General features: G+C 68.5%; 22 protein-coding genes and 2 pseudogenes. 7 read left to right on the top strand and 17 right to left on the bottom strand.

Going from position 1 to position 21,711, the window contains the following annotated elements:
* Window positions 1-109: 109 nt before the first annotated feature.
* From AB0F61_RS13575 to AB0F61_RS13555, 5 genes are all read right to left on the bottom strand, one after another.
* A complete protein-coding gene (locus AB0F61_RS13575; protein WP_357808320.1) occupies window positions 110-535 on the bottom strand; it encodes a DUF4913 domain-containing protein in 426 nt (141 codons plus the stop codon).
* 80 nt (window positions 536-615) lie between these two features.
* Window positions 616-1,761, bottom strand: a complete 1,146-nt coding sequence (locus AB0F61_RS13570; protein WP_357808317.1) for a hypothetical protein — start codon at window positions 1,759-1,761, stop codon at window positions 616-618.
* Window positions 1,762-1,780: 19 nt separating this feature from the next.
* Window positions 1,781-3,220 carry a relaxase gene (locus AB0F61_RS13565; RefSeq protein ID WP_357808315.1) on the bottom strand — a complete coding sequence of 480 codons (1,440 nt, stop codon included), beginning with the start codon at window positions 3,218-3,220 and terminating at the stop codon, window positions 1,781-1,783.
* On the bottom strand, window positions 3,217-3,633 hold the full coding sequence (locus AB0F61_RS13560) for a hypothetical protein (RefSeq protein WP_357808312.1): 417 nt from the start codon (window positions 3,631-3,633) through the stop codon (window positions 3,217-3,219). Before AB0F61_RS13560 ends, AB0F61_RS13565 begins: the two co-directional genes overlap by 4 nt.
* Before the next feature lie 218 nt (window positions 3,634-3,851).
* Window positions 3,852-4,121: a DUF1883 domain-containing protein gene (locus AB0F61_RS13555; RefSeq protein WP_357808309.1), complete on the bottom strand. Its 270-nt coding sequence runs from the start codon at window positions 4,119-4,121 to the stop codon at window positions 3,852-3,854.
* A 250-nt stretch (window positions 4,122-4,371) separates the two neighbouring features.
* Between AB0F61_RS13555 and AB0F61_RS13550 the strand changes: the two genes are divergently transcribed.
* Window positions 4,372-4,950: a hypothetical protein gene (locus tag AB0F61_RS13550; protein ID WP_357808306.1), complete on the top strand. Its 579-nt coding sequence runs from the start codon at window positions 4,372-4,374 to the stop codon at window positions 4,948-4,950.
* A 104-nt stretch (window positions 4,951-5,054) separates the two neighbouring features.
* Window positions 5,055-5,270 (top strand): hypothetical protein, encoded by a 216-nt coding sequence (locus AB0F61_RS13545; protein ID WP_357808304.1) that lies wholly within the window; start codon window positions 5,055-5,057, stop codon window positions 5,268-5,270.
* A 238-nt stretch (window positions 5,271-5,508) separates the two neighbouring features.
* On the opposite strand, the gene AB0F61_RS13540 is transcribed toward AB0F61_RS13545, so the two are convergent.
* The 5 genes from AB0F61_RS13540 to AB0F61_RS13520 all read right to left on the bottom strand — a co-directional run bounded on the left by AB0F61_RS13540 (window position 5,509) and on the right by AB0F61_RS13520 (window position 10,414).
* Window positions 5,509-5,724, bottom strand: coding sequence for a hypothetical protein (locus AB0F61_RS13540; RefSeq protein ID WP_357808301.1), 216 nt, complete (start codon window positions 5,722-5,724; stop codon window positions 5,509-5,511).
* A 610-nt stretch (window positions 5,725-6,334) separates the two neighbouring features.
* Window positions 6,335-7,435 (bottom strand): IS701 family transposase, encoded by a 1,101-nt coding sequence (locus AB0F61_RS13535; RefSeq protein ID WP_357808298.1) that lies wholly within the window; start codon window positions 7,433-7,435, stop codon window positions 6,335-6,337.
* Window positions 7,436-7,800: 365 nt separating this feature from the next.
* Window positions 7,801-8,832, bottom strand: coding sequence for a helix-turn-helix transcriptional regulator (locus tag AB0F61_RS13530; protein ID WP_357808295.1), 1,032 nt, complete (start codon window positions 8,830-8,832; stop codon window positions 7,801-7,803).
* Window positions 8,832-9,008, bottom strand: coding sequence for a hypothetical protein (locus tag AB0F61_RS13525; RefSeq protein WP_357808292.1), 177 nt, complete (start codon window positions 9,006-9,008; stop codon window positions 8,832-8,834). Before AB0F61_RS13525 ends, AB0F61_RS13530 begins: the two co-directional genes overlap by 1 nt.
* Before the next feature lie 863 nt (window positions 9,009-9,871).
* A complete protein-coding gene (locus AB0F61_RS13520) occupies window positions 9,872-10,414 on the bottom strand; it encodes a hypothetical protein (protein ID WP_357808288.1) in 543 nt (180 codons plus the stop codon).
* 1,849 nt (window positions 10,415-12,263) lie between these two features.
* Here AB0F61_RS13520 and AB0F61_RS13515 point away from each other — a divergent pair.
* Window positions 12,264-12,755 (top strand): helix-turn-helix transcriptional regulator, encoded by a 492-nt coding sequence (locus tag AB0F61_RS13515; protein ID WP_357808285.1) that lies wholly within the window; start codon window positions 12,264-12,266, stop codon window positions 12,753-12,755.
* A 210-nt stretch (window positions 12,756-12,965) separates the two neighbouring features.
* Here the strand turns inward: AB0F61_RS13515 and AB0F61_RS13510 are convergent.
* The 3 genes and pseudogenes from AB0F61_RS13510 to AB0F61_RS13500 form a co-directional block, all read right to left on the bottom strand.
* Window positions 12,966-13,112, bottom strand: a pseudogene (locus tag AB0F61_RS13510) (helix-turn-helix transcriptional regulator); the annotation flags it as partial.
* Window positions 13,113-13,366: 254 nt separating this feature from the next.
* A complete protein-coding gene (locus AB0F61_RS13505; protein WP_357808282.1) occupies window positions 13,367-13,738 on the bottom strand; it encodes a nuclear transport factor 2 family protein in 372 nt (123 codons plus the stop codon).
* A gap of 495 nt (window positions 13,739-14,233) precedes the next feature.
* Entirely contained in the window at window positions 14,234-14,740 is a 507-nt protein-coding gene (locus tag AB0F61_RS13500; RefSeq protein WP_357808280.1) for a zinc-binding dehydrogenase, read from the bottom strand.
* Between AB0F61_RS13500 and AB0F61_RS13495 the strand changes: the two genes are divergently transcribed.
* A complete protein-coding gene (locus tag AB0F61_RS13495) occupies window positions 14,720-15,031 on the top strand; it encodes a hypothetical protein (RefSeq protein WP_357808278.1) in 312 nt (103 codons plus the stop codon). The genes AB0F61_RS13500 and AB0F61_RS13495 overlap by 21 nt on opposite strands.
* Before the next feature lie 84 nt (window positions 15,032-15,115).
* Here AB0F61_RS13495 and AB0F61_RS13490 read toward each other — a convergent pair whose 3' ends face one another.
* Window positions 15,116-15,865: a 3-oxoacyl-ACP reductase family protein gene (locus AB0F61_RS13490; RefSeq protein ID WP_357808275.1), complete on the bottom strand. Its 750-nt coding sequence runs from the start codon at window positions 15,863-15,865 to the stop codon at window positions 15,116-15,118.
* Between the two features lie 119 nt (window positions 15,866-15,984).
* Here AB0F61_RS13490 and AB0F61_RS13485 point away from each other — a divergent pair, with 119 nt between their 5' ends.
* Complete coding sequence (locus AB0F61_RS13485; RefSeq protein ID WP_357808272.1) at window positions 15,985-16,212, top strand: helix-turn-helix domain-containing protein; 228 nt, start codon at window positions 15,985-15,987, stop codon at window positions 16,210-16,212.
* A 47-nt stretch (window positions 16,213-16,259) separates the two neighbouring features.
* Here the strand turns inward: AB0F61_RS13485 and AB0F61_RS13480 are convergent, their stop codons facing one another.
* Complete coding sequence (locus tag AB0F61_RS13480; protein ID WP_357808269.1) at window positions 16,260-17,474, bottom strand: MFS transporter; 1,215 nt, start codon at window positions 17,472-17,474, stop codon at window positions 16,260-16,262.
* A gap of 174 nt (window positions 17,475-17,648) precedes the next feature.
* On the opposite strand from AB0F61_RS13480, the gene AB0F61_RS13475 reads away from it, so the two are divergent.
* Entirely contained in the window at window positions 17,649-18,266 is a 618-nt protein-coding gene (locus tag AB0F61_RS13475) for a TetR/AcrR family transcriptional regulator (RefSeq protein ID WP_357808267.1), read from the top strand.
* Window positions 18,267-18,629: 363 nt separating this feature from the next.
* Window positions 18,630-18,920, top strand: a pseudogene (locus AB0F61_RS13470) (transposase); the annotation flags it as partial.
* 224 nt (window positions 18,921-19,144) lie between these two features.
* Here AB0F61_RS13470 and AB0F61_RS13465 read toward each other — a convergent pair.
* Window positions 19,145-19,915 (bottom strand): ATP-binding protein, encoded by a 771-nt coding sequence (locus tag AB0F61_RS13465; protein WP_357808264.1) that lies wholly within the window; start codon window positions 19,913-19,915, stop codon window positions 19,145-19,147.
* On the bottom strand, window positions 19,912-21,405 hold the full coding sequence (locus AB0F61_RS13460; protein ID WP_357808572.1) for a Mu transposase C-terminal domain-containing protein: 1,494 nt from the start codon (window positions 21,403-21,405) through the stop codon (window positions 19,912-19,914). The genes AB0F61_RS13465 and AB0F61_RS13460 overlap by 4 nt, the downstream gene beginning before the upstream one ends.
* Window positions 21,406-21,711 lie beyond the last annotated feature (306 nt).

Here is a 21,711-nt window from a genome sequence, read left to right as displayed (position 1 = left end):
GCACCCTCTGATTGGCCGCTACGACACTCGCCATAGCCTTACCTGGGGGACATATGGCGAGAAGCATTACTTGTACGTGAGCGCGCACGCCGCCACTGCCGGCCTGGTGTCAGTGCCACCAACTCCACCAGTTCTCTGGCGCGGGGTGGGCCGGTACCTCCAGCGCCAAGCGGTGTCGGGGCTCTCCGAGATCGCCGCCAGCAACGCAGTTCCGGAACGGTCCGTCGTCGCCGTACAGAATGGGCAGTTGATGATCTAGTTCTCGCAGCCAGGGCAGCATGCCAGTCATCTGCAGTCGGGCCTGTTCCCAGCCGTACCACAGGGCTGTCAGCCGGGTGACCGCTTCGTCGTGGCGCCACCATTGCTCGCACCAGTGCCACCGGGTCAGCCCGACCTCGCCGACCGGGCGCGGAAAGGTCGGCAGCAGGTAGGTGGTCACCCACTGCTCGACTGTCGAATACAGCGGCGACTGATCGTCTTCATCGCCGGGTTGGGCGCGCTCGGCATGGGCCTGCTGCAGTTCGACAACCTGCACCGTCAGCCTCGTCACCTGAGCCCTGAGCTCGTCAAGTTGGGTAGCCGCGTCAGTAGGGATCCTCTGCGACGTGGTGGTCGTCATCGTGTCCTGCCCCGCATCGGCACCGCGGTGGCCGCTGCCGCTGGGTGCTTCCCCGTGACTGCGGCATTGACCTGGGCTACGCGAAGCTTTGGGAAGGCCTGTACCCAGGCCGGCGTCGTTAGCGTGTCAGCGTGGTGGACGGCAGCTGCGGACGCGACGAGGCGATCGGCATTGTCGTCGTGTAGCACGCTCGCCGACTGTCCGGCTGCGTGCTCGTCAGCCGGGGCGCGGGGACTGTCGACCGTCCCGCCGTCGCGGACTCCTTCGCCGTGCTCGGCAGCCGCTCGACTCTTCAGATCGAGGGCCAGGGCCTCCTCCACGTGACGCTGAGCGAGGCGTATCGCCTCGACCGGCCGCCCGTCGGCCTCGCCGACCCTGATCGCCTGGTTCATCTCTGCCGCGAGGTCACGGAGCAGCTGCACCGGATCGCCAGCGGGAAGCTTCCCCGTGGCGCGCCACTGGCGCTGCAACTCATCGAGAGCCTCCGGCCTGACGTACTCGGCCAGCCTCATCGCCTCCTGCCTAACGGCGGCATCGAAGCCGTCGACCCGCGCACGGCCACCCGACGGCAGCGCGGCCGGGCCATCCGGGGTGATCCCCCGCGGGTCGCGTGTGCCGCCGTGGGCACGAGCTGCGTCGTGCTGGCGGTAACCTGAGCGCGCGTCGCGCTCCCACACCTCCCGGGCAGCGGTACGCATGGCCTCAGGGATCGATGCTCCCGCTTGCCGGTGGCGTTCGTAGGCGGCCATCAGGTCCGGCCGGATCTGCCGCAGCCGTTGCTCTGCGAACTCGGCCGCCCGCCGGGCTACCGGGTCGCTGCTGACGTAGATCGTCGCGGTACGCCAAACGGCGGCGGCTTCGGCGAAGGTCGCCTTGTTGACCAACCAATCGCCGTCCAACGACGCCGCCATCCACTCTCGGTCCGCCCGTACCTTCGCTGTCAGCCGGTCGGCTTCGCGGCGGGCCGTCGCGGCGGCATGTTCGCGGCGAGCCTCGCGTTCTCGATCGGCGGCCTTGTTTTGGATGCCGACGGCGGCCCATCGGGCGCCGGCCTCGCCGACGGTCGCCATCGTCGCCAGCCCTTGTAGGAATTGTTGGCGGGTCTCGGCCATCGGGTCTTCGTGTTGCTGCGGGTGCGGCACGTGCACCTCCCTTGCCTGCTCAGCGGCCGCGCGCGGTACGCCGGCCGCCTCTCACTGTCGGTGCGGGTGTTGATGTCGGAGTTAGCGGCAGCGTTACCGCCCGTTGCCGGCCGCCCGCTACCAGCCGAAGGGCGTCGGCTGCGGTCCGGGCCGCTTCGGCCTGGTGTAGGCGTTGCTGGGCATTTCGTAGCTGTTCGAGGGTGTCGGCGAGCCGGGCGAGGTCCATGACCAGCGCGAGGGCTGCGATGGTGTCGTCGTCGCCGGAGACGCGACCCAGGAGCGCTACCAGGCGCGACATGGCGCGCATCTCCTGGGAGCGGCTGGTGGACTTCTGAACCCGGCCGTATAGGTCCCGCGCTGCGCGGTCGAACACCTCGGCGGCCCGGTTCAGCGGCCCGCGCCGGTCACCTTCCATCATGTAGGCCAGGCTGGTGAGCAGGTCCGCAGCGGCGACCGCAGCGGCCTGCGCCCGTCCGGGCGCGGTATGGGCGTCGCGGCGGATGTCGTCGGCGGCCGCGGTGACCACCTTGGCGGCCTGGCGCATCGCGGCGACCCACTCGGTCCGGCCGACCGCCGGCGCTGCCGGCATGGGCGTGGGAGCGCCCCACCGCAGCCGCAGCTTCGGCAGGGTCATGTCGGACGCCAACCGCCCGCCGCCGAAGTACACCGGCTGCCCGCCGGCGGTACGGGCGTCGGGGAGTGCCACCGCATACCCGGTGATTTGCTGGGGATCGATGCTGCTGCGCCGGAGCCGGACGAGGATCCCTGCCGCCCGTAGTCGGGCGAAGAACTCTTCTTGCGACCCGACAGCAGCCGCGGCCGTTCGTACCCGCCGGCGCAACTCGTCCCGGGGCGTTCGTGCCCGGCCGGTACGACGGGCTTTGCTGACCTCGGCAGGGTGGGGGCGGCTGGGGGCGGTGCGGTCAGCCGGTGGGACTCGGCGGCGCAGGTTGTAGCGGCGGGCGACGTTGTAGGTGGCCTCGACGCAACGCGGGTAGTCATTGCGCAACCAGTTGGTACGGCCGTCCTCGCGCACCAGCGTCGCGACGATGTGTACGTGGTCGTCGGCGTGGCGCATGGCGATCCACCGCAGGCCCGGATCGGCGGCGGTGGTCGCGACGCCGACCTCGGTGAGCATCTGCACCGCCATGTTCGCCCAGGTCGTATCGCTGACGGTGCGATGCCGATCTTCGGGGGCGAGTCGCATGCTGGCATGCCAGACGAACTTGATCGGAGGCCGGTAGCCAGCGCGGACCGGCTGCTCCAGCATCGCGGTCAGCGCGCGGCAATCCCGCCTACCGCTGGCGGTGACCTCGGGCTCCAGGGTGGTCAGAGCGCCGGCGCCTTCCCAGGCGGCCACCAGATGCGGGTTGACGTGTTCTTCTGCCTTGCCTGGCCCCCACAGGTAGCGCAGCAGGCCACCGACCCGCGAACCGCGCCGGTGTACCCGCGTGATCACCGCAGCTTCTTATCTATCCGGGAGATCACCTCGTCAAGCCGTGCCACCGCCGCCGCGCAGAGCCGGACGGCCTCGGTGGCCCAGTCGGGCAATTGGCCGGTGGCGTTGGACGCCGCAGCAGCCTGGTTGACGTTGTTGCCGAACATCACCACGGCACGGCGAGCGGCGAACAGCTCGTGCTGCAGATCGCGTAAATCGCCGGTCGCGGCACCGGGTGCCTGCGCCGCAGACGCGGCAGCGACCGCGGCCTTCGCCGCGTAACCGGTCGCGGTCAGCTGCGCGATCGCCGCCGCTGCGTCGATGGCGGCCTTCTCCTCATTGGAAAGCCTGAGCAACACCGCGTACGGGCGACCCGGACGATTGTGGGCACGATGGCGGGCCTTGCGGCGCGGAGCAGGCTGTTCACTGTCCATTGACGCCACTGTGAACCCAGAGCGTTGCCGGCGACGTCTGCGCCAGCGGCTACCAGGGTCGGCCAAGCCGACGCGGCGGGCACCGCCCGCTCCCCCATTGCCGATCTGCGACCGCGCCCGGTCGCAGATCGATAAGCAATGGCCATATCTTGCTCCGCCCCGTTGCGGGTTTCATCGGTGAAGCTGTCGCATCGTGGTGGGGCCGGGCCGGCGGCTAGTCAGTCGTCGTCGAAGACCTGGTTCACGGTGACCTTGATGTTGTCCGGGTTGCTGTCGACCACGAGCCACCAATGGTCGTCGTAGGGCACTTCCAGGACCACGGGGGTGAGGTCGTAGAAGCCGCCGAAGAACTCGTACTCGTCACCGTCGACATACGCCTGGTACTCGTCGTCGCCCATCAGGCAGACCCGGGCGGTCGAGCCGCGCAACCCGACCTCGAACACGGCGCCGCCCGCGCAGGTGCCGAGGTTCCAGTAGAGGTGATCCACACGCTATGTGTAGTGGATGGCGACGCCCGGTAGGAAGACTGCTGGGTGGGCTGGTCGACGCGGTTCTCGCCTCGTGCGCGCGGCGGCCGACGGCGGAGCGGTGACGTCACTGACGTTGCGGCAGGCCGAGAATGCAAGGGGGGTGTGTCCCTTGTAAGTCGGCCACAGACCATTACATAGCTGAGAGTTGACATACCCTGGACGTACGGTGACCCTTCACGTTCGTCATCGACACCTCGGGAGACTCAGCATGGGCCTGTTCCGCCGTCGACCCACCCCGCCGCCGGACGACAACGACCGCGCCGTCAACGAGTTCATGGATCACCATCACCCTCGGGCGAGCATTCTCGACGGCGACGACAGGATCATCATCCAGCCGGGCCAGGTGCTGGAGAACTTCGCGCTGACGATGGAACGTCTGGACAACGACATCGACACCCCGATCGGGATCTCCGACGCCGCCTCGTTCGACGAGGTCATGGGGATCATCCAGATGGGAATGGGGTCTCTCCTGGCGCTGCACCTGGTCAACACGGCGATGCGAATCATGTCCGCGCGCTACCCGGAGGAACTGGTCAGAACGCCGCTGCCGGAGCAGTACGACCTGCGAAAGCAGGTGCCGGTGCTGACTTTCACCGACGAGCAGCACGAGGCGGCCCGCCGGCTCTTCAACCAGCGGACCCTCAGCACCAGCGACCTTGAAATGGAGGACATCTACGAGGTGTGGGAGCCGCTGAACGAAGAAGACCAGGCCCAGATCGTCACCGCCCTGTTCTTCATGTTCGGCAACAAGGTCGGCGCGATGAAGTACCGCACCGGCATCAAGTAGGCCCTCGCCATAGTGGCGGCTGGCGGCGCGCTCCGGGGTCGCCAGCCGGACCGCTGCCCGGCCGTCGTTGGTATACGTTGCGAGTCAGCGCCCCGCAGACCGGCATGAGCAGTTGGTGGCGCGACCACCTCGACCCGCACCTCGCCGCGAGTACGGGCCGTTCAGCCGGTGCGGACCGGACAAACACACCGAGCCACGCCGGCTGCCGGTCGAACCAACGCCACCGGACGTGCTGGCCCAGCTTCCCGACGCAACCGGCGTTTGACTCCCCGGCGGCAGCCCGGACGACCAGGTCAGGCAGGGCTTTTACCTGCCCGTGACCATCGCGGTTGATCGCCGTCGTTCTCAGGAAGCACGCTCCGGAGTCAACGCACGCAGCAGCTGCGGTCGTCGGTGACGGAGGTTTACGGCCGGCGGACCGGTCTGCTACACCGGAGGGAATAAATCAACACACCATCGCGGTACTTGAACACAACCTCATCCGTCTTATCGTTGATGACGTAGTAAAAGAGAACGGGCGGGAAGCTCTCGCTCCCCGCCCGCTCCTTCAGTAGGACGTCATCGGTGAGTTCTGGCGAGCAACCACGTCACCGTCGACTGTCCCAGCACCGCGAGGGCCTTCGCCGCCACGGCAAGGCCCTCGTGCTGTTGGTAGGCCGCCGCCAAGGCGACCAACTCCAGCGCGGGCCTCGCCATCTGCCACACCCGCTCGGTACGCGAGGTGGCCCGTGGAGGGTCCTGCCCCTGCTGCTCCTTCACCGTGCTTTCTCCCATCCGCCCCGAGCTTCGGAGCACCGCGCGGTAACGCTCCGGAAAGCAGGCCGGACGCGCGGGAGAAACCACAGCAAGTCACATCAGCGGTACGAGATCGACGGTAACCGAGCGACCCGACACAGCGCCGACAACACCCGGCCGACACGCCGTGTCCACCCGGGACGTTCGGAGAAATTTTCGGGCCCCGTCGGCATCCCCGTCGCCACCGATAGCCCCTGATTCCCTGGCATCGCTCGCCGGTGAGGTCGCCACCAGCCGGGGGGTAGTAGGTCGTCGACGGGCATCGACGGCACGCCCATCTGTGGTGACCGCGGTGCGTAGCCGGCGGCGGGCAGGGGCAGGGCGTCCTTCCCCCATCACCTCACCCGAGCCCAGGGGGTGCCGCTCAGGTTCAGAGCAGCGCGCGGGGGCGGACGCGACGAGCTGGCGCTTAGTACTGCAACGGCAGTTGGTCAGGGGTAGCCGTGTCGTCGGTAGTGGCAGGTTCGGGCTTGGTGTTGGCGTCGTCGGCGCCATCGAGACCAGGCCCAGACGCGCTCTGATGGGTGGGTTGATCGCACTATGAGTGCGGTGAGCAGTCTTCGGATCTTCGGTACGGTGTAGCCGATCATCATGTCGCCGTCGGGGCTGGATCCCCTTTTGCGGTAAGGGATCGGGCCACGGACAGCCAGGCGTGGGCGGCCATGGACAGGGTGATGTGGGCGTACCAGGCTCGCCAGTCGCGGACCTGGTATTCGTCGAGGCCGGCTTCGTTCTTGGCCTGCTGGAAGCACTCCTCGATCGCCCAGCGTGCCCCCGCGATGCGGGCCAGGTCGACCAGGCGGGTGCGGCGGGGTCCGTAGCAGACGTAGTACGCGATCTCCCCGGTCGTCATGCTGCGCCGGGCGAGTAGCCAGTGCCCCCGGCCGGGCTGCCAGCAGATCCGCACGGGCACCCGCGCCCACCAGTACTCGCGGGGGCCGTGGGCCCCGGCGCCGGCGGACAGCCGACACCACGCGCGGGCCGGAAGGTTAGCGATGAGCTGGTCGGCGCGGGCGGTGCCCATGCTGGTGGTGATCATGTCGTCGTTGCGGCGGGTCGCGACCACATAACCCGCATCCCGCTGTTCCAACCAGACCCGCAGGGATTTCGACTGCCCGTAGGCCTCGTCCATCGTCACCCACCCGACCGGCACCCCGGCGTCGAAGGCGCGGGCCAGCATCTCCCGGGCCATCTGGACCTTCGTGGCGAACTGCACCTCGCCCGGGATCCCCGCCGCTCGGCACCGGTCCCGGTCATCGGTCCACGACGCCGGGAGGTAGAGCTGCCGGTCGATCAGTGCGTGGCCTTTCGCGGAGCGGTAGGCCAGGAACGTCCCGACCTGGCAGTTCTCCGTCCGCCCGGCGGTGCCGGAGTACTGGCGCTGCACCCCGGCCGACCGGGTGCCCTTCTTCAGGAACCCGGTGTCGTCCACGATCAGCACTCCGGCCGGGTCGCCGAGGTGCTCGACCACGTAGTCCCGCACGTCGTCACGGACCGCGTCGACGTCCCAGTCCGCCCACCGCAACAACCTTTGCATCCCGTCCGGCGACACGTCCCCGGCCTGCTCGGCGAGGGTCCAGCCGTTCTTACGGCCCAGGCCGGAGACCAGCCCGCACAGGTACTGCCGCGCCCGCCGCCGCGGCTCCGAGCGGCGAAACCGAGGCCCGATCCGGGCATGCAACCGGTCCAACTCCCCATGCCACTGATCGACATCAACGTCCGTCACAGGCAGACCAACGAACGCGAGCCGAACTCGATTCGCCTACTGCCGTTGCAGTATTAGCGGACCTGTCGACCCGCACTTAATGGGCCAGCGCGTCGCAGCGTGGACAGGCGGGAACGACGCCGCCGGTGAGCGGACGGATGCGCCGTGCGTGAGGCAGGTCCACTCCCCCGCCTGCAACGTCGGCGTCAGCCGCCCCCAGTCCACGGTCACTACCGGACGGGACGGCACCGCCGCGCAGCACTGCCAAGCAGCGAGAGGCGGGGGTGCCGTCTGGCACCCCCGCCCTCGTCTACCTTCAGTTGTTCAGCGCGTGAGGTACGCGGTTTCCGTCAGGGTCGTGAGGTTTCCGCAGCTTCGGGTGTCGGTGCACTGAGATTCTGAGTCCCCGACACACCGCGCGGTGCTCCGGGGACCGGAGCGCGTGCCGGCCGGACGGCAGCCGGATCATGCCTACTCCGCGCGCGTTTCGGGCCGATGAGCACCTGCCTGATCAAGGTCGTCCAGCGCTTGGACCGACGGTGCTTACCCCGCTGGCCGGGCTCGACGGTCTCCTCGATCCCGACGTTCTTCGTGTTGTTGGGCGGGGTGGAGACCACCGCGGTGGCCGGGATGGTCTCTGTCGAGTTGGCCTTGAGCGCGGCCAGCGCGGCCTTCGCCCGGCGGTCGTGCTCGACCAGCTGGTTGAGGCGAGTCAGCCAGGTCAGGGCACGCGTCTGCGGAATCCCGCAGGCCAGCAGGTACGCACCCACCTGCCTCGGACGCAGCGGCGCCTTGCCGTTGAGCATGTCGTGCAGCTGCGAGCGGCTGAGCCCTCCCGACACGGTGGTGCGAGGAAGATTGGTGAGCCGGGACCGTTCAGCTATTTGCCGCAGGCTGAGCCCCTTCTCGATGCGCATCTGGTCCAGCGCGGTGAGGAACTCCTCCAGCGTCGCCACCAGGGCCGGGTCCGCGTCGATGTACCGCAGCTCCAAAACCGGGAGCGGTGCCGGGCTGACAAGGGGGACGTCCGCCACTTCCAGGACAGCGACTGCCGGGCGGTTCTTCGCCGCCTGACGCTGGGCGCGTCGTTGGGCGCGCACGTGCTCGTCGACGGCGCTCCAGCGGCGGTGCCAATGCACGATGTCGTCGCCACCGACCCCGCACGCCCGGACATATGCCTCAGCGCATGCCCAGCTCGGGAAACGGGTTCCGCTGGCAGCGATGGACAGCGCGGAGACCGAGTAGTACGTGCGGTTCGCCAGGGTCCGGTACGACGGGCTGCCGACCTCGTGGCGCAGTCGGCGCAAGGAGTAGGCGAACTGGGCGACGGGCCCGGCGGCCGGGTCGAGCGGCTTCTCAGGCCGGCCGATCCCCGCGCTCATTAGTCATCCCGCCCGGGGTCGTTGTCCACCTTGACCTCCGGCGGACGGTGCCCCTGGTCGGCGGTGACGCCAAGGTAGCGGCGGATGGCGTCGGCCGCCAGAGTGCAGGCACCAGTGCCGGCGACGGCGGCCAGGGTGGTGTTGCCCAGCAGCCAGAAGATGATGCTGAAGGCCATCAGTAGGATCATGGTCGCCGTGACGGCGACGGTGGCGGTGAGGGTCGGGGAGTTGCCTGAGGCGTTGGTGCTCCCGATCCCACCACGCCGTGAACGCTGGGCGCGCACGGGCTGGGGTCCTCTCTCGAGTGAGCAGAGGACCCGCAGCCCCCGCTGCGGGTCGTCCACCCGGACTTGGGTCTTACAAAGGGATGCTCATCAGTCCGGGTGACTCGCCAGGTTGCAGCCCGGCGTCCTCGCTGACGCGCCCCCACATTCTTCCAGATGCAGAGGACACGACCCGCGTCCGCATAGGCGAAACTCGCTGCCGGTGGCTCCAAACACGAGTTGTTTACTCGTTTTAGGGTGAACAAAGGCGTGGTGTTGTTTACACATCGCTCGGGATGAGTTGCCGGACAGGTGGTAAACAACGTTCTATAGTGGGCAGCGAGGCGAGGCAACCGGTATGGCCCGGAATCTCATCTCGCCGCTTACCCATGATGCTCTCTCTTGGACTTGGGTCATCATCGGGAGTGGGGGCCGACCGTTGCAGCGGATCGGCCCCCCAAGACGTTTACCAGCGAAAACGTTCTTTCTTTCGCTGCGTGACCGGTCAGTAACCAGGGGGTTAACCGGCACGGACCACCCCGTCGGACGATGGGGGGTCGGGCGATCAGCCCATAGACCGGTATCGCCGTTGCCTGGATCACCCCTGTGTCACTTTTGAGCCGCCGTGGGCGGGCCATGTCACAGGGGTTTGTCAACGTTTCTGACCGCCACTTTCCTATGTGACCGTGACCACTTTTCACACATCGCCGGGAGTGCGGTCGTTACTTGATCTTAAGCTCCAAATAGATCCCACTCGTCCGGCCCGGCCGCCCGGGTCAGCTCCTCCAGGCGAGGGGCGCGACCCCACTGCAGGCGCCGATCGTGTGCACGGCAGCGGCTTGGACCTGCGGGGACGGATCGGACACCGCCGCGGTGGCCGTGTCCAGCAACGCGGGCACGATCTGCCGGCAACCGAGCACGGCCCGGACGTAGAGGGCACCCTGCAGCCGCTCGTCCTCCCAGATCCCCTCCTCGTCGCCATCGGCGAGCGCCTGGGCCAGAGCGGCGTCCACGTCGAAGTCTGGCAAGGACAGGTCCCTGGTCGTGATGCTGCCCGCCTCGGCCACCGCGGCCAGGAAGTTGAGCAATTCGGCACGTAGGCTCGGATCGGTCACCCGCGGGTCGGCGAGCAGCGCGGCCACATCGAGGGCGACCGGCGGGGTCGCGGTCCACGGCGTTCCCTGATGGATGATCGCCGACCACAGTTGCTCGATCGCACTCCTGCGAGCCACCGGGTCCTCGCCGACGAGCGCCGCCAGATGGCCGGGGGTGTCCACGGCGAGGCCGTAGGCGTGCAGCAGAGCGCCGTACTCGGTCACGCCTGAAAAATACCCGGTCGGCACCGAGGATCACCGTTGCACTGCACCTGACCTCCGCTCATAGCGCGTTTCGTCGCAACCGCTCGGACGACGTCCGCGCCTGCCTCCGCCGATGGCAAGCATGTACGGCCAGAGCGGTGCTGGTGAGCGGGCTGAAGCCTGCTGCGGTTCCGTCACCTGAGACACCGATCCCACGTGCATCGCCCTGAGCAGGCCCGTCAGGCTGGTGACCTCTCCGGCCGAGCCGAAGAGGTCACCACCACAGCTAAACTTGCGCGAGCTTCAGAGTTGCGCTGAGCGTCATCGGCGGTGGGGCAATGGATCGTGTCGCCCCTCGGACACAGATTTGAAGCATCCCTGCTGTACTTGACGTACGGGTGGTCAAGCTCGCTTGACCACCCGGATCGCATCTCCGCGACAGCATCGACGGATGCGACGCTCGGCGGCGGTGATCGCCGTGGCTGATGTGACCGTGGCCCCTCTGATCCCACCGTCGACGCGTCCCGCGCAGAGCCAGGGGACGGACCGGCGGCTAGGAGCGATGCTGCGGCGCCCCCCATTGCCCCTGCCCGACCTCCCCGCACGCCGGGCAGGCTCCTCGGTCTACGGCCTGGCTGCCATCGATGTCAGTGGCCGGATCGCTGATCGTATGATCGTCCGCGCTCTCGGATGGGGCTGCGATACCCGCCTTCATATTCACGAGCGCGCCGGGCTAATCGTCGTCCGTCTGGACCCGCAGGGCGTCTTCACCCTGACAGGTCAAGGTCATCTACATCTGCCCGCAGCTGTCCGAAAATGGTGCGGCCTCAAGCACCGGCGAGCGTACGAACCCGCCGCCACTCGCGCGCAGAGCGGCGCTGCGGATTGGTTGATGGGCTGCGCAGCGCTCACCGCTACCGTGCACCATGTGCCCGCTCACGTCTTGGCTGCCGGGGCGGTGATCTCCGTCAGTTGGGGCGTTGGGGCCCGACCTCGACGCCCCAACACGACCGCGTCGATCAGCCTCGGCCCCGTCGCATGAGAACCAGCCAATCGCCGTAATGAAAGCAATAGTGGGTAATGCCGGTGCTGCTCGTTAGAGATGTCGCCGCAGCCCAGCAGGCGGCCTCGGCGGCGGGCCCGTAGGGATAGTTTCTGACGAACTCCCAACCGCCCGTTGCTGTCATTTCGCCAGCGGCACCGATCCCTGTGGCTGTCGCGGAAGGCGATGCCCCGAAAGTTCCGGTGAGCACTATCGAAATCAGCAGTGTGGCGGCAAATCCCCGTGCTCGTCTCCTTGGCTTGCCAGTCACGCTGATCCTCCAGCCGAGAATGAGAGAATTTTTATCGGTCGATGTTGTCATTGCGATTCAAGACTGCGTCTCGACCCTGACGCGGAGATGACAGATGTCTCGTCTTGTGGCGCTGCTCGTGGAGATCACCTCCCCGAAGACGGGGCCAGCCGCAAGCGCGGCGCACTCACCGGACCGTTGCGGAGTCCGAAGTCAGCGCACGCCCGGAGGCCGGGTCGGCAGCCACACGTAGAGCCAGGGCGGCCCGACGCCGGCCTGACCCTCCAGCTCGTACACGCCGTCAACGTCAGCGTCCAGGAGTTCGCCACCGCACTCGATCCACAGTTACGACTGGTCGATCGTCTCGGGCGGCGACCCGTCGTCGTCGAGGGGCACGAGCAGGGAGCGGCCGTCGACTGGCCCCCCGACGCACGGCACGTCGACCCGCTCCCACATGCCCTGATCATCGGACGCCCACCGTCCGGCCTGGCCGGTTTCGGCGGAACCGGCCCGGTCACCGGCCGGGGGACGCGCCGAGGGGGAGCCCGGTGTGCAGCCCGGCTCCCCCTCGCGTCGTCGTGGCGACGATCCCATCCTATCGACGGTCCACTGAGTACCGCCGATGGTGGCAGTGCAAACTCATCGCCGAGCTGAACGCGGATCAGCCTGAACTCGACATGCCCGCCTCTTTCCTCGTCGTCGCGGGGCGGGCGCGACGGATGAAGGTGGCCCGCGCCCGGGTGCGCAGTAGACGCGGCACCTGGCTCGTCGTGCACGCCTCTTTGCTCGACGGCCGGGCCGACGGCCGGATATGCGTGGTCACCACCGTCGCGTCACCGGCGGAGGTCGTCCCCATCGCACTTATCGGTTACGGCCTGACGCCCCGCGAACAGGAGGTGGCCCTCCATGTAGTCCGCGGCAGGAGCACCAGCGACATCGCCCGCATCCTCTCGCTGACCAACCTCACGGTCCAGGACCACATGAAGGCCATCTTCGCCAAGACCTCCGTGCGCAGCCGACGCGAACTGGTCGCGCAGCTGTTCGCCGCCACGCCACCCGAGACGGCGTGAAGCGATTGAACGAGGACGCGCGGCCACCCCAGCAGGTAGCCCGTACACCTCGGACGTTCAGGTTGACGAACCTGCGATCTTTAAGAATCTTTGAACAGGGTGGCGTCCGGATCTGCCGCTGGCAACGCGCGTTCACCGCGCCTCGTGCCACGTCGGCGCTGGCGGCGCGTTAAAGCTCGTCGCGGCGTGCCTTCACCTGCGCAGGTCATGCAACAGCAGCTCCGCCGGGGTGCAGTCGAGCACGGCGCAGAAAACGTCGAGGTCGTCCAGACGGATCGACGTCGGCGTCGTCGTCCACAGGGCCGACACCTTGCCCGCACTGATCTCCAGCCCGTGCTCGGCCAGTAACCGGCGCATCTCCGTGGACTTCCAGATCCCGCGTTCAGTCGCCTTCACGCATCGCGCTGACCCAAACCGCCCAGCAGGGGGTGGGCGTCCACGCACCACGGATACCCACCCCCTCTGCGGCCCTGTGGCCTTCACCGCGGGACGGGTCCGCGGCCTGTTCGCAATCCGCGCCTCTTTGAAAGGACGACCAACTTGTCATCGCTTCCCGTAGGCGTCGACGAGGTCGCGCAGCATCTGCCGATCGTTCAGCAGACTCACGCCGGCTACTCCGATCCCGGTGCCGCGTCGAGCATCGTGTACAGGTGGGTGATCCGGCCGTTCTCCACGATCGAGATGTCCGCGCCGGTCGCCACCGGCGGCACGCCCTCTGGGCCGAAGGTCCAGGCCAGGTACGTGAGGTTGTCGACGGTCCGGACTTCACCGACCGAGCGGAACACGAACCCGGGTGCCTCGTCCAGCAGGCGTTGGGCCTTGTTGTCGAGCGCGTCCCAGCCGACGACGACCTCCTCCGGATCGGCGAAGGTCACGTTCTCGGCGTAGATCTCGCGAATCACCGTGGCACGCGTTTGGGGATCGCGTTCGCCGAAGACGTTCAGCAGGTTCTTGTGAGCGAGGTCAGCGGCGTGGTTCGCCATATTGAAGACTCCTTGATTTATCGTGAGGCTTTCTTATTGCCGGCGGCGGTGGCGGATTTGGCCAGCGTCCTCGTGCGGCGTAATGCGCGGTCCTCGCGCAGTCCACTAAAGGGATGACGACGGTGGCGGGAATGGTCAGCAGCGCTCCTGCCGCCGTTATCGCGAACACTGCGGTGGGCACCCTAAGCGACCAGCCAGGTGCTTCCGCACTGGTCGCGGTGGACATGTGTAATCGTACCCGCCGGCCGGACGACCGGAGCAGCCGTCACATGACCGGCCATCGGATCCCCGCCGGTCGGGGCATGTCGGCCACGGAACCCCGAGGGGACGCGTCGGCTTGTGGAACAAACTCGGGCACGGATCTCCAATCCCGCCAACATCGGCGTCACGACGGCAGCTGCGCGGTGTCCGGTGCGGGATGCCAGGCGGTCTGTATGAGCCCGCAGACGGACCGCCGGCGCTGGCGGTTTATCTGGTGCCGTTTCACCGCGCCAGTCAGTGCCCTGGCAGCGATGTCCTGGTGCACCCGCGCCACATCCGCGCGAGCGGATAGCGGACCAGTTCGAGATCGGCGAAAACACAAGCGCGGACGGCCTCGAACAACTCAGCGGAAGCTCCACCCACCGCCGAGCACCTCGACGCCACGCCGTTGCAGGTCCGCGCCAGCCTCGGGCTGGCCGAAGCGCCACCGATCGTGACAAGCAGGCCGCCGCCGCGGACGCTACTGGTGACCTGGGCGAAGGTTGCCCTGCCCACCACGTCGTAGGCCCCCTCCACCCCTCCCGGCGCGATGGACTGGAGCTTCTCGGGGAACTCCGGATCGCCCGACCACAGCGCGTGGGCCGATACCTTGGCTACCTTCGCGAGCGAGCCGGTTACGCCGATGACCGTCGCTCCCAAGCCTTTCGCCCAGCGTGACAGTATCGCTCCGACGCCGCCCGAGGCGCCCTGGACCAGCACGGTTTTCGAAGGCTTTTGCTGGTGCAGCGCGCGCAGTCCCATCCACGCAGTCAGGCCGCTGGCCAGGAACGCCGCCGCCTGTTCGGCGCTGATATCGTCCGGCAGCGCGATGAGCGAAGCCGCGTCGACCAGACGTTATTCGGCGTACGCGCCGGGGTGAAAGAAGTAGCCAGCCCGGTTGCCGGCCGCGAAGCCGAACACGCCAGAGCCGACCACCTCGACGACGCCAGCCCTCTCAACACCGAGCACCGCCGGGAGCGGGAATCCGACGTCGCGCGGCGGACCATGGCGTCAAAAGTTGACGCCATGGTCTGCTACCGCAGCAGCACCTAGCCCCGCGTCCGAACTCGCCCACCTCGGCCCATTCGACGCGCACGACCGACGGGCCGCCGTGCTCGTGGATGCGGATGCGGATGGTCAGGCGGTCTGGCCCCCGTCCACGTTGAGGGTGGCCCCGGTGATGTAGGACGCGTCCGGTCCGACCAGGAACGCGACGGCACCGGCGATCTCCTCGGGCCGCCCGTAGCGGCCGAGCGAGGTCAATTTCGTCATCGTTTCGGCCCCTGGTCCCGATGCCGGGTTCATCTCGGTGTCGATGGCGCCGGGCTGCACGACGTTGACAGTGATGTTGCGGGCGCCCAGATCCCGGGACCAGCCCCGGGTGTAGGCCGCCACCGCCGCCTTGGACGCCACATAGTCCGCCCCACCTGCAAAGGGCATGGACGCGGCGCCGGTGCTACCGATCGACACGATCCGGCCGCCGTCGGCCATCAGCGGGACCGCCGCGCGTACAGCACTCGCCACGCCCTTGACGTTCACGTCGAGCTGGCGGTGGAAGATGTCCTCGTCCGCGCTCTCGTCGCCGATGTGCCCGGTGACGTACACGCCGGCCGAGTTGACCAGGATATCGAGCCGCCCGTAGGTGTCGTGCGCCTTCTGCACCAGCTCCCGCACCTCGACGGTCGACGCCTGATCTGCCCTGACCGCCACAGCCTTCCCGCCCGCCGCCTCGACCTCCTTGACCACCTGGTCAGCTCGTTCCGGGGACGCCGCGTAGCTGAACACGACTTTGACGCCGTCGGCCGCCAGCCGCTTGACGATCGCCGCGCCGATGCCCCGGGACCCACCCGTGACCAGGGCAACCTTGCCTTTCAGGTGCTGAGTCAATTTTCTGCCCTTCGTTCGATTTCCTGCTGACGGAGTAATAGTAACCGATCGGTTCGGTTAGTATTAGTTGACGCTGGTCACATTACGAACCGATCGGTTACTGCTGGCGAGGAGGTGCCATGGCACAACAAGGACCGTTGGGCTACGAACCTGACAAGGTGCTCGACGTCGCCATGCGGTTGTTCTGGGACCACCGCTACGAGGGCACGTCGATGTCCGACCTCACCGAGGCAATGGGCATCAACCGGCGCGCGGCATACGGCAGCAAGGAGAGCCCCTGTTCGAGGCCGCCTTGGCCCGCTACGTCGACGGTCCGGGCGCGTTCCCTGAGACAGCCCGACATCTAGCAGGCAGAACGGGGGCAGCTCCCCCGGGAGCTGCCCCGTTTCGGACGTCAGGCTGTCTCACTGGCCACGGCCGGGGCAGGGGCTGAGACCTCCGGCCGGGCCGCGCGCGGCCGGCCGAGTCCCACCAGGGCGACAGCGCTGACCACGGCGAGGACCGCACCGAGCCACAACGCGCTGCGCAGGCCGGTGTTGTCGACGACGAGCCCTCCCGCGAAGGCACCGGCCCCGATCGACAACTGTGCGATGGAGACGAACGCCGCGGCCGCGCTCTCGAGCTTGTCCGGCGCGGCCGAGAACAGGAACGTCTGCATGGCGATCGGAATGATGCCGAAGGCGAAGCCCCAGGCCACGACGGCGATGATCGCCGATACCGGGTGACTCCCGGTGATCAGCAGCACCGCCACCGACAGGCCGAGCAGCCCCGCCGCGCTGGCCGTCACCGTGCGTACGGCCTTGCGGGAGCCCCAGCCGCCAGCCATGTTGCCGACGAAACCGGCGATCCCGAAGGCCAGCAGTACCGCGCTGAGCGGTGTCCCGTCGATGTGCGGGAAGTCGTTCAGGAACGGCGTGATGTAGGTATACGCCGCGAAGTGCCCCGCGAAGATCAAGACGGTGGCGATCAGGCCGGCCCGGACGAGAGGCAGTCGCAGGATCGCGGGCATCTCCCGGATCCCGGAACCCGGCTCGGGCGGCATCGAGGGAACCAGAACGAGCAGGGCGCCGACGACCAGGACGGCCAGGGCCGCGGAGGCGAAGAACGCCGAACGCCAGCCTAAGGCGTTACCCAGGAGGGATCCGGCCGGCAGACCGGCGACGGCGCCGAAGGACACGCCCGAGAAGATGATCGACGTGGCGCGGACGCCCTCGGGACCGGGCCGCAGTCGGGGTCCCAGCGAACCTCCGACAGTCCAGAACCCACCCACCCCGATACCCAGCAGGACACGGCCCAGCAGCAGCATCGGAGTGGTCGTCGCGGTGGCGACGAGGATGTTCGACAGGGCGAGCAGACCGAGCAGTGCGCTCAGCACAACGCGTCTGTCGATGCCTCGTGTGAGGGCGATGACTCCCGGCGCCGCACACGCTGCAACGAGTCCGGGAACGGTGACCATGAGCCCGGCCGCGCCTTCGCTGACGCCGATGTCGTCGGCGATCATCGGCAGCAGCCCGATCGGCAGAAACTCGGTGGTGACCAGCGCGAAGGCGCCGATGCCGATGGAGGCGACGGCCACCCACGAGGCCGGTGCCGAAGCTTTGTCGTGCACAAGAACTCCCTTGGTGGGCATCCGGTAGGCATGTCTGGCGATGGGGGCGGAAGCAACGCCGGCGCGTGGCGTCCCGCTTCCAACAACACACAATGTAACCGAACCGGTCGGTTACTATTTCTTGACCCTGATCACATACGAACCGATCGGTTACCCTTACCGAGGGAGGTAGACATGGCGCAGCGCGGACGACCCCGGGGCTACGACGAGGACAGGGTGCTCGACGTCGCGATGCGACTGTTCTGGGAGCATGGCTATGACGGCACGTCGTTATCCGAGCTGACCGCCGCCATGGGGATCAACCGGCGCAGCGTTTACGCGGCGTACGGAAGCAAGGAGGGGCTGTTCAACGCGGCCCTGAAACGCTATCTATCCGGCCCGGGCGCGTTCATCAACCAGGCGCTGAAGCAACCGACGGCGTACGAGGTCGCGGAGACCTACCTGCGCCTGGCCGTGTTGAGCTACACATCACCGGATCTGCCGCCGGGCTGCATGACGCTGCAGGCCGGCCTGACCTGCAGCGCAGAGTCCGGGCCGGTGCAGGTCGAGCTGGCCGAGAAGCGACTGGCCGGCATCGCCCTGCTCGAGCAGCGTTTCCGTCGTGCCGCCGAGGAAGGCGACCTACCCGCCGGCGCCGACCCGGCGGCCCTCGCGAGTTACCTGGTGACCCTCAACCACGGCCTCTCCGTCCAAGCCGGCAGCGGAGCCGGACGGGCTCACCTGGACCGCACGGTCGACCAGGCATTGCTGCTCTGGTCACGACCCGCCGAATCCGGTCGAATTTCCGGTTGAACTGGCCCGCGCGCGGGCCGTCCTCACACATGAACGGCCACAGGGACAGCCCTCTCGGTGAACCCCTGTGGCCGCCATCCGATCGATCCTCATGCAGCAACACCCGGACCGCTGCGGCTTGCAGCCAGGCGCCATCCTCCTCCCAGCTCCAGCTCGCGTCGCGGACAACGCGGCCAGGAGTGGATTCCGAAGAAGTACCGGAGGACGTCGGTCGCCCGCTCTCGGTCAACCTCCTGGACCAGCTCACCCAGCTCCCCAAGACGTCTCGCGGCGTGCGCGAGGGTCTCCGGTACGCCAAACACATATTGCGCCTGCGCCGCTCTCAGGCCCGGCACCATGTCCGATCCGACGACCGCCACCAAGGTCGCGTTGCGCAGCCTCGCCCGACGCTGGCTCGCACTCCAAGCCGAGATCGACGACCTCGACGGCCACCTGGCCGCCCTTGTCACCGCCGCCGCCCCGGATCTGGTCGCCCTGCCTGGCGTCGGAGTCGACACCGCTGGGCAACTCCTCGTCACCGCCGGCGACAACCCTCACCGCTTGCACTCCGAAGCAGCTTTCGCCCGGCTCTGCGGCGTCGCCCCCATCCCAGCCAGCTCCGGACGCACCGACCGCCACCGCCTACACCGTGGCGGCGACCGCGAAGCCAACCGGCGGTCGTGAACGCGGGCCTGGCCGTGGAGATCCGCTCGGCGGACAGGTGACCGATCGGGCAGCCCAGCGCATGCAACACGTCGCGGGCGAGCGTCGTGGTGCTGTTCACCGCAGGTGTCGGATGCACCACCACCCGCCCGGCACGCCGGTCGTGCGCGTCCAGCAGTGCGCGGGTCACGGCCACGTCGTCCTCGGCGTCGACGAGGAGCGTGACCGTCGGCTGGTCAGTCACGGCGGCCGCCGAGTCGGCTGAACACCCACTGCAGGATCTCGCGGTCGGGAACCTCGCGCTCCAGGCGTGTGAGAGCGGTCAGCGTGTGCGCGGTGATCTTCGCCCAAGCGCGGAAGTTGCCGTGGCCGGCGTGCACGTCGGCGTACGCGATGTCGTCGACCTCGGCGTTCGCCCACACCGGGTGGAACGCGGGGATGACCTGGACGACCTGCTCACGGGGCATGCGCCGGAACTCCTGCCACACGTAGACCCGGGAGGACAGCATCGGCTCGCGGCGCAGCACCTGGTAGCAGTCGCCGCCGCCGACGAACACGATCGCGATGTCAGTGCGTCGGTCGTCCCACAGGTGCCGCCACAGTTCGAAGCACTCCCGCGACAGCCACTGCGCCTCGTCGCACACCAACACCCGCGGCCGTTCGGCGAGAACGTCCTTGAGCAGCGTGTCGAACTCGATCGGCGAGGCCGGCGGCCGCCCGCTACAGCCGAGGGCGTCGAACAGCACGTGCCGGATGTCGCGCGGGGTCGGCCGGGCCCGGAACTGCACCCGGTACACGTCCTCCGCAGCCAGGGTCCGCAGCGACGCGTTGACCGACAGTGTCTTGCCCAGCCCGGCGTCGCCGTGCACACACATCATCGCCCTCGCCTCGACCACGTCGGCCAGGTTGTCGCGGGTGCTCAGCAACGCCTCGGTGGCCGAGATGTTCGCCCCGGCCAGACCGAGGTAGTGGTCATCGCGTTCGTCGACGTCCAGCCAGCCCGTCACGAGCCGCCCCCCTGGACCGGCCGAGGCAGCACCCAGCCCGGCGCCGGCGGCCCGGGCGGCAGCAGCCGCGGCCGTGCCACCCGCACCAGCTCGGTGTCGCCGACGCCGTCCAGCTCCGCCTGCGCCTCGGCCGCCGTCACCGCCCCCACCGGGCGCGCCGGCCCGGGTGTGGTCTGCGCCGCGTACCGCTGCCGCCGGGTCTTCTCCACCGCCCGCAGGTCCGCCTCAAGCCGCGCCTTGCGCGCGCCGCGGGCCCGGCGCACCGCGCGAATCTGCTCCCGACTGGCCTGATCCGCCAGGCTCGCCGCGCCCAGGTGCTCACCGGTGGTCGCGTCGAACACCTCGACCTCGTGATCATGGTGCGGCATCCACCGCACCCGCACCGTCCGGCCGACCTGCCCAGTCATCCACGCGCCGACGTAACGCCGCCGCCGCCACTCCACCCCCTTGGTGGTGATCTTCCGGCGGCGCCCGTCGTCTTCGAGGGTGAACAGGCGCAGGTCCTGCGCCGGCACCGTGGACAGCGGTGTCGGGTCCGCCAGCCACGCCTGCAACGGTGTGCGCCCGTCGAGCGCGTCCATCCGGTGCTCGGTGTTCCACCAACGCACCCAGTCCAGCAGCGCCACCACGAACGCCTCGAACGTCAACGCCGGAGCGTCCGGGTCCGCGACCCGCCGGTTCGTCAGCGTCGGCGCCGCCGTGTAGCGCGGCAGCCCGGCGAAGAACATCGCCTTGGCCGCCCCGTTGAGCGTCTCCACCGACCCCTTCAGGTGCGGGGTGTACCCGGGCAGGTCCTCCAACCCGACCGCGAACACTCCCAGCGCCGCGCGCACCGCCGCCGACAGGAAGTCTTTGCCCCGATCCACCCGCACCTTCTCCGGCAGCCCACCCGGCGGCCCGTACGGCTCGTCCAGGCTGATCGCCGCGCGCAACGCCGTCAGAATCGACTCCCGCGAAGGCGGCCCCGGGGTGACCGCAGTCCCGCACACCGCGTTGCTCGCACAGTCAACGAACCACGTCACCCACGGCTTCACCAGGCGGCCGTCAACGTCGACCTCGACCGGTGCCTCCACATGATCGGTCTCCCACACCGCGTTGCGGTACGTCGCCGGCCGTTGCAGGAACACATCGAACCGGCGCGCCGCGTGCTCGCCCTTGCGCAGCCCCGCCCGCGCCCCCGGCGGCAGATCCCGGGCCACCGCCCGCTGCAACGTCGCCATGCTCGGTGCCGCAGGCCCACCCTCGGCGGCCTGGGCGACGAGGTCGCGGTGCAACGCGGCCACGTTCCCCCGCCAATAGGCCAGCCGGCGCCGCAACTGATCGTCGACCACGAACCGGGGCCGCGCTGTCGCACCCAACTGATCAGTCGCCCGCGCCAGCCGCAGCCACCGCCACACCGTGCGCTCCACCACGCCTACGCTCGACGCCGCGAGCTTCACGTGCGCCGAGGTCAGCCGTCCGGCACGATCCAGGTCCACCAGCCGGCGCACCGCTGCCTCTCGCAGCACCCGCCGCTCTGCGGAGCCCGACATCACACTCCCGCCTTCCGCCCACCCTGGAGGCTCCCCTGCGAGGGTGATGACCGCCGATGATCAATCGTCCGAGAACCTACTGCACGCTGTTCGCCGCATCGCTAGGTGCTGCACGGTGAGGACTTAGACCTTCGGGCGGCCGGTTATCGCGGTCGTGCAACGTTGTGTGCTAGCCCTCACGCCTGCACCAGCGTCTACCGGACCTGCACTAACTCGGCAGACGGGGCGTGCCGGCAAGAGGTGCCGGCAGCCCCTGAGAGCGAG

This window comes from Micromonospora sp. NPDC023888 (genome assembly GCF_040639415.1).
GTDB lineage: Bacteria > Actinomycetota > Actinomycetes > Mycobacteriales > Micromonosporaceae > Micromonospora.
The sequence above is the reverse complement of the archived record's forward strand: the minus strand, read 5'-3'. Positions and strand labels throughout refer to the sequence as shown.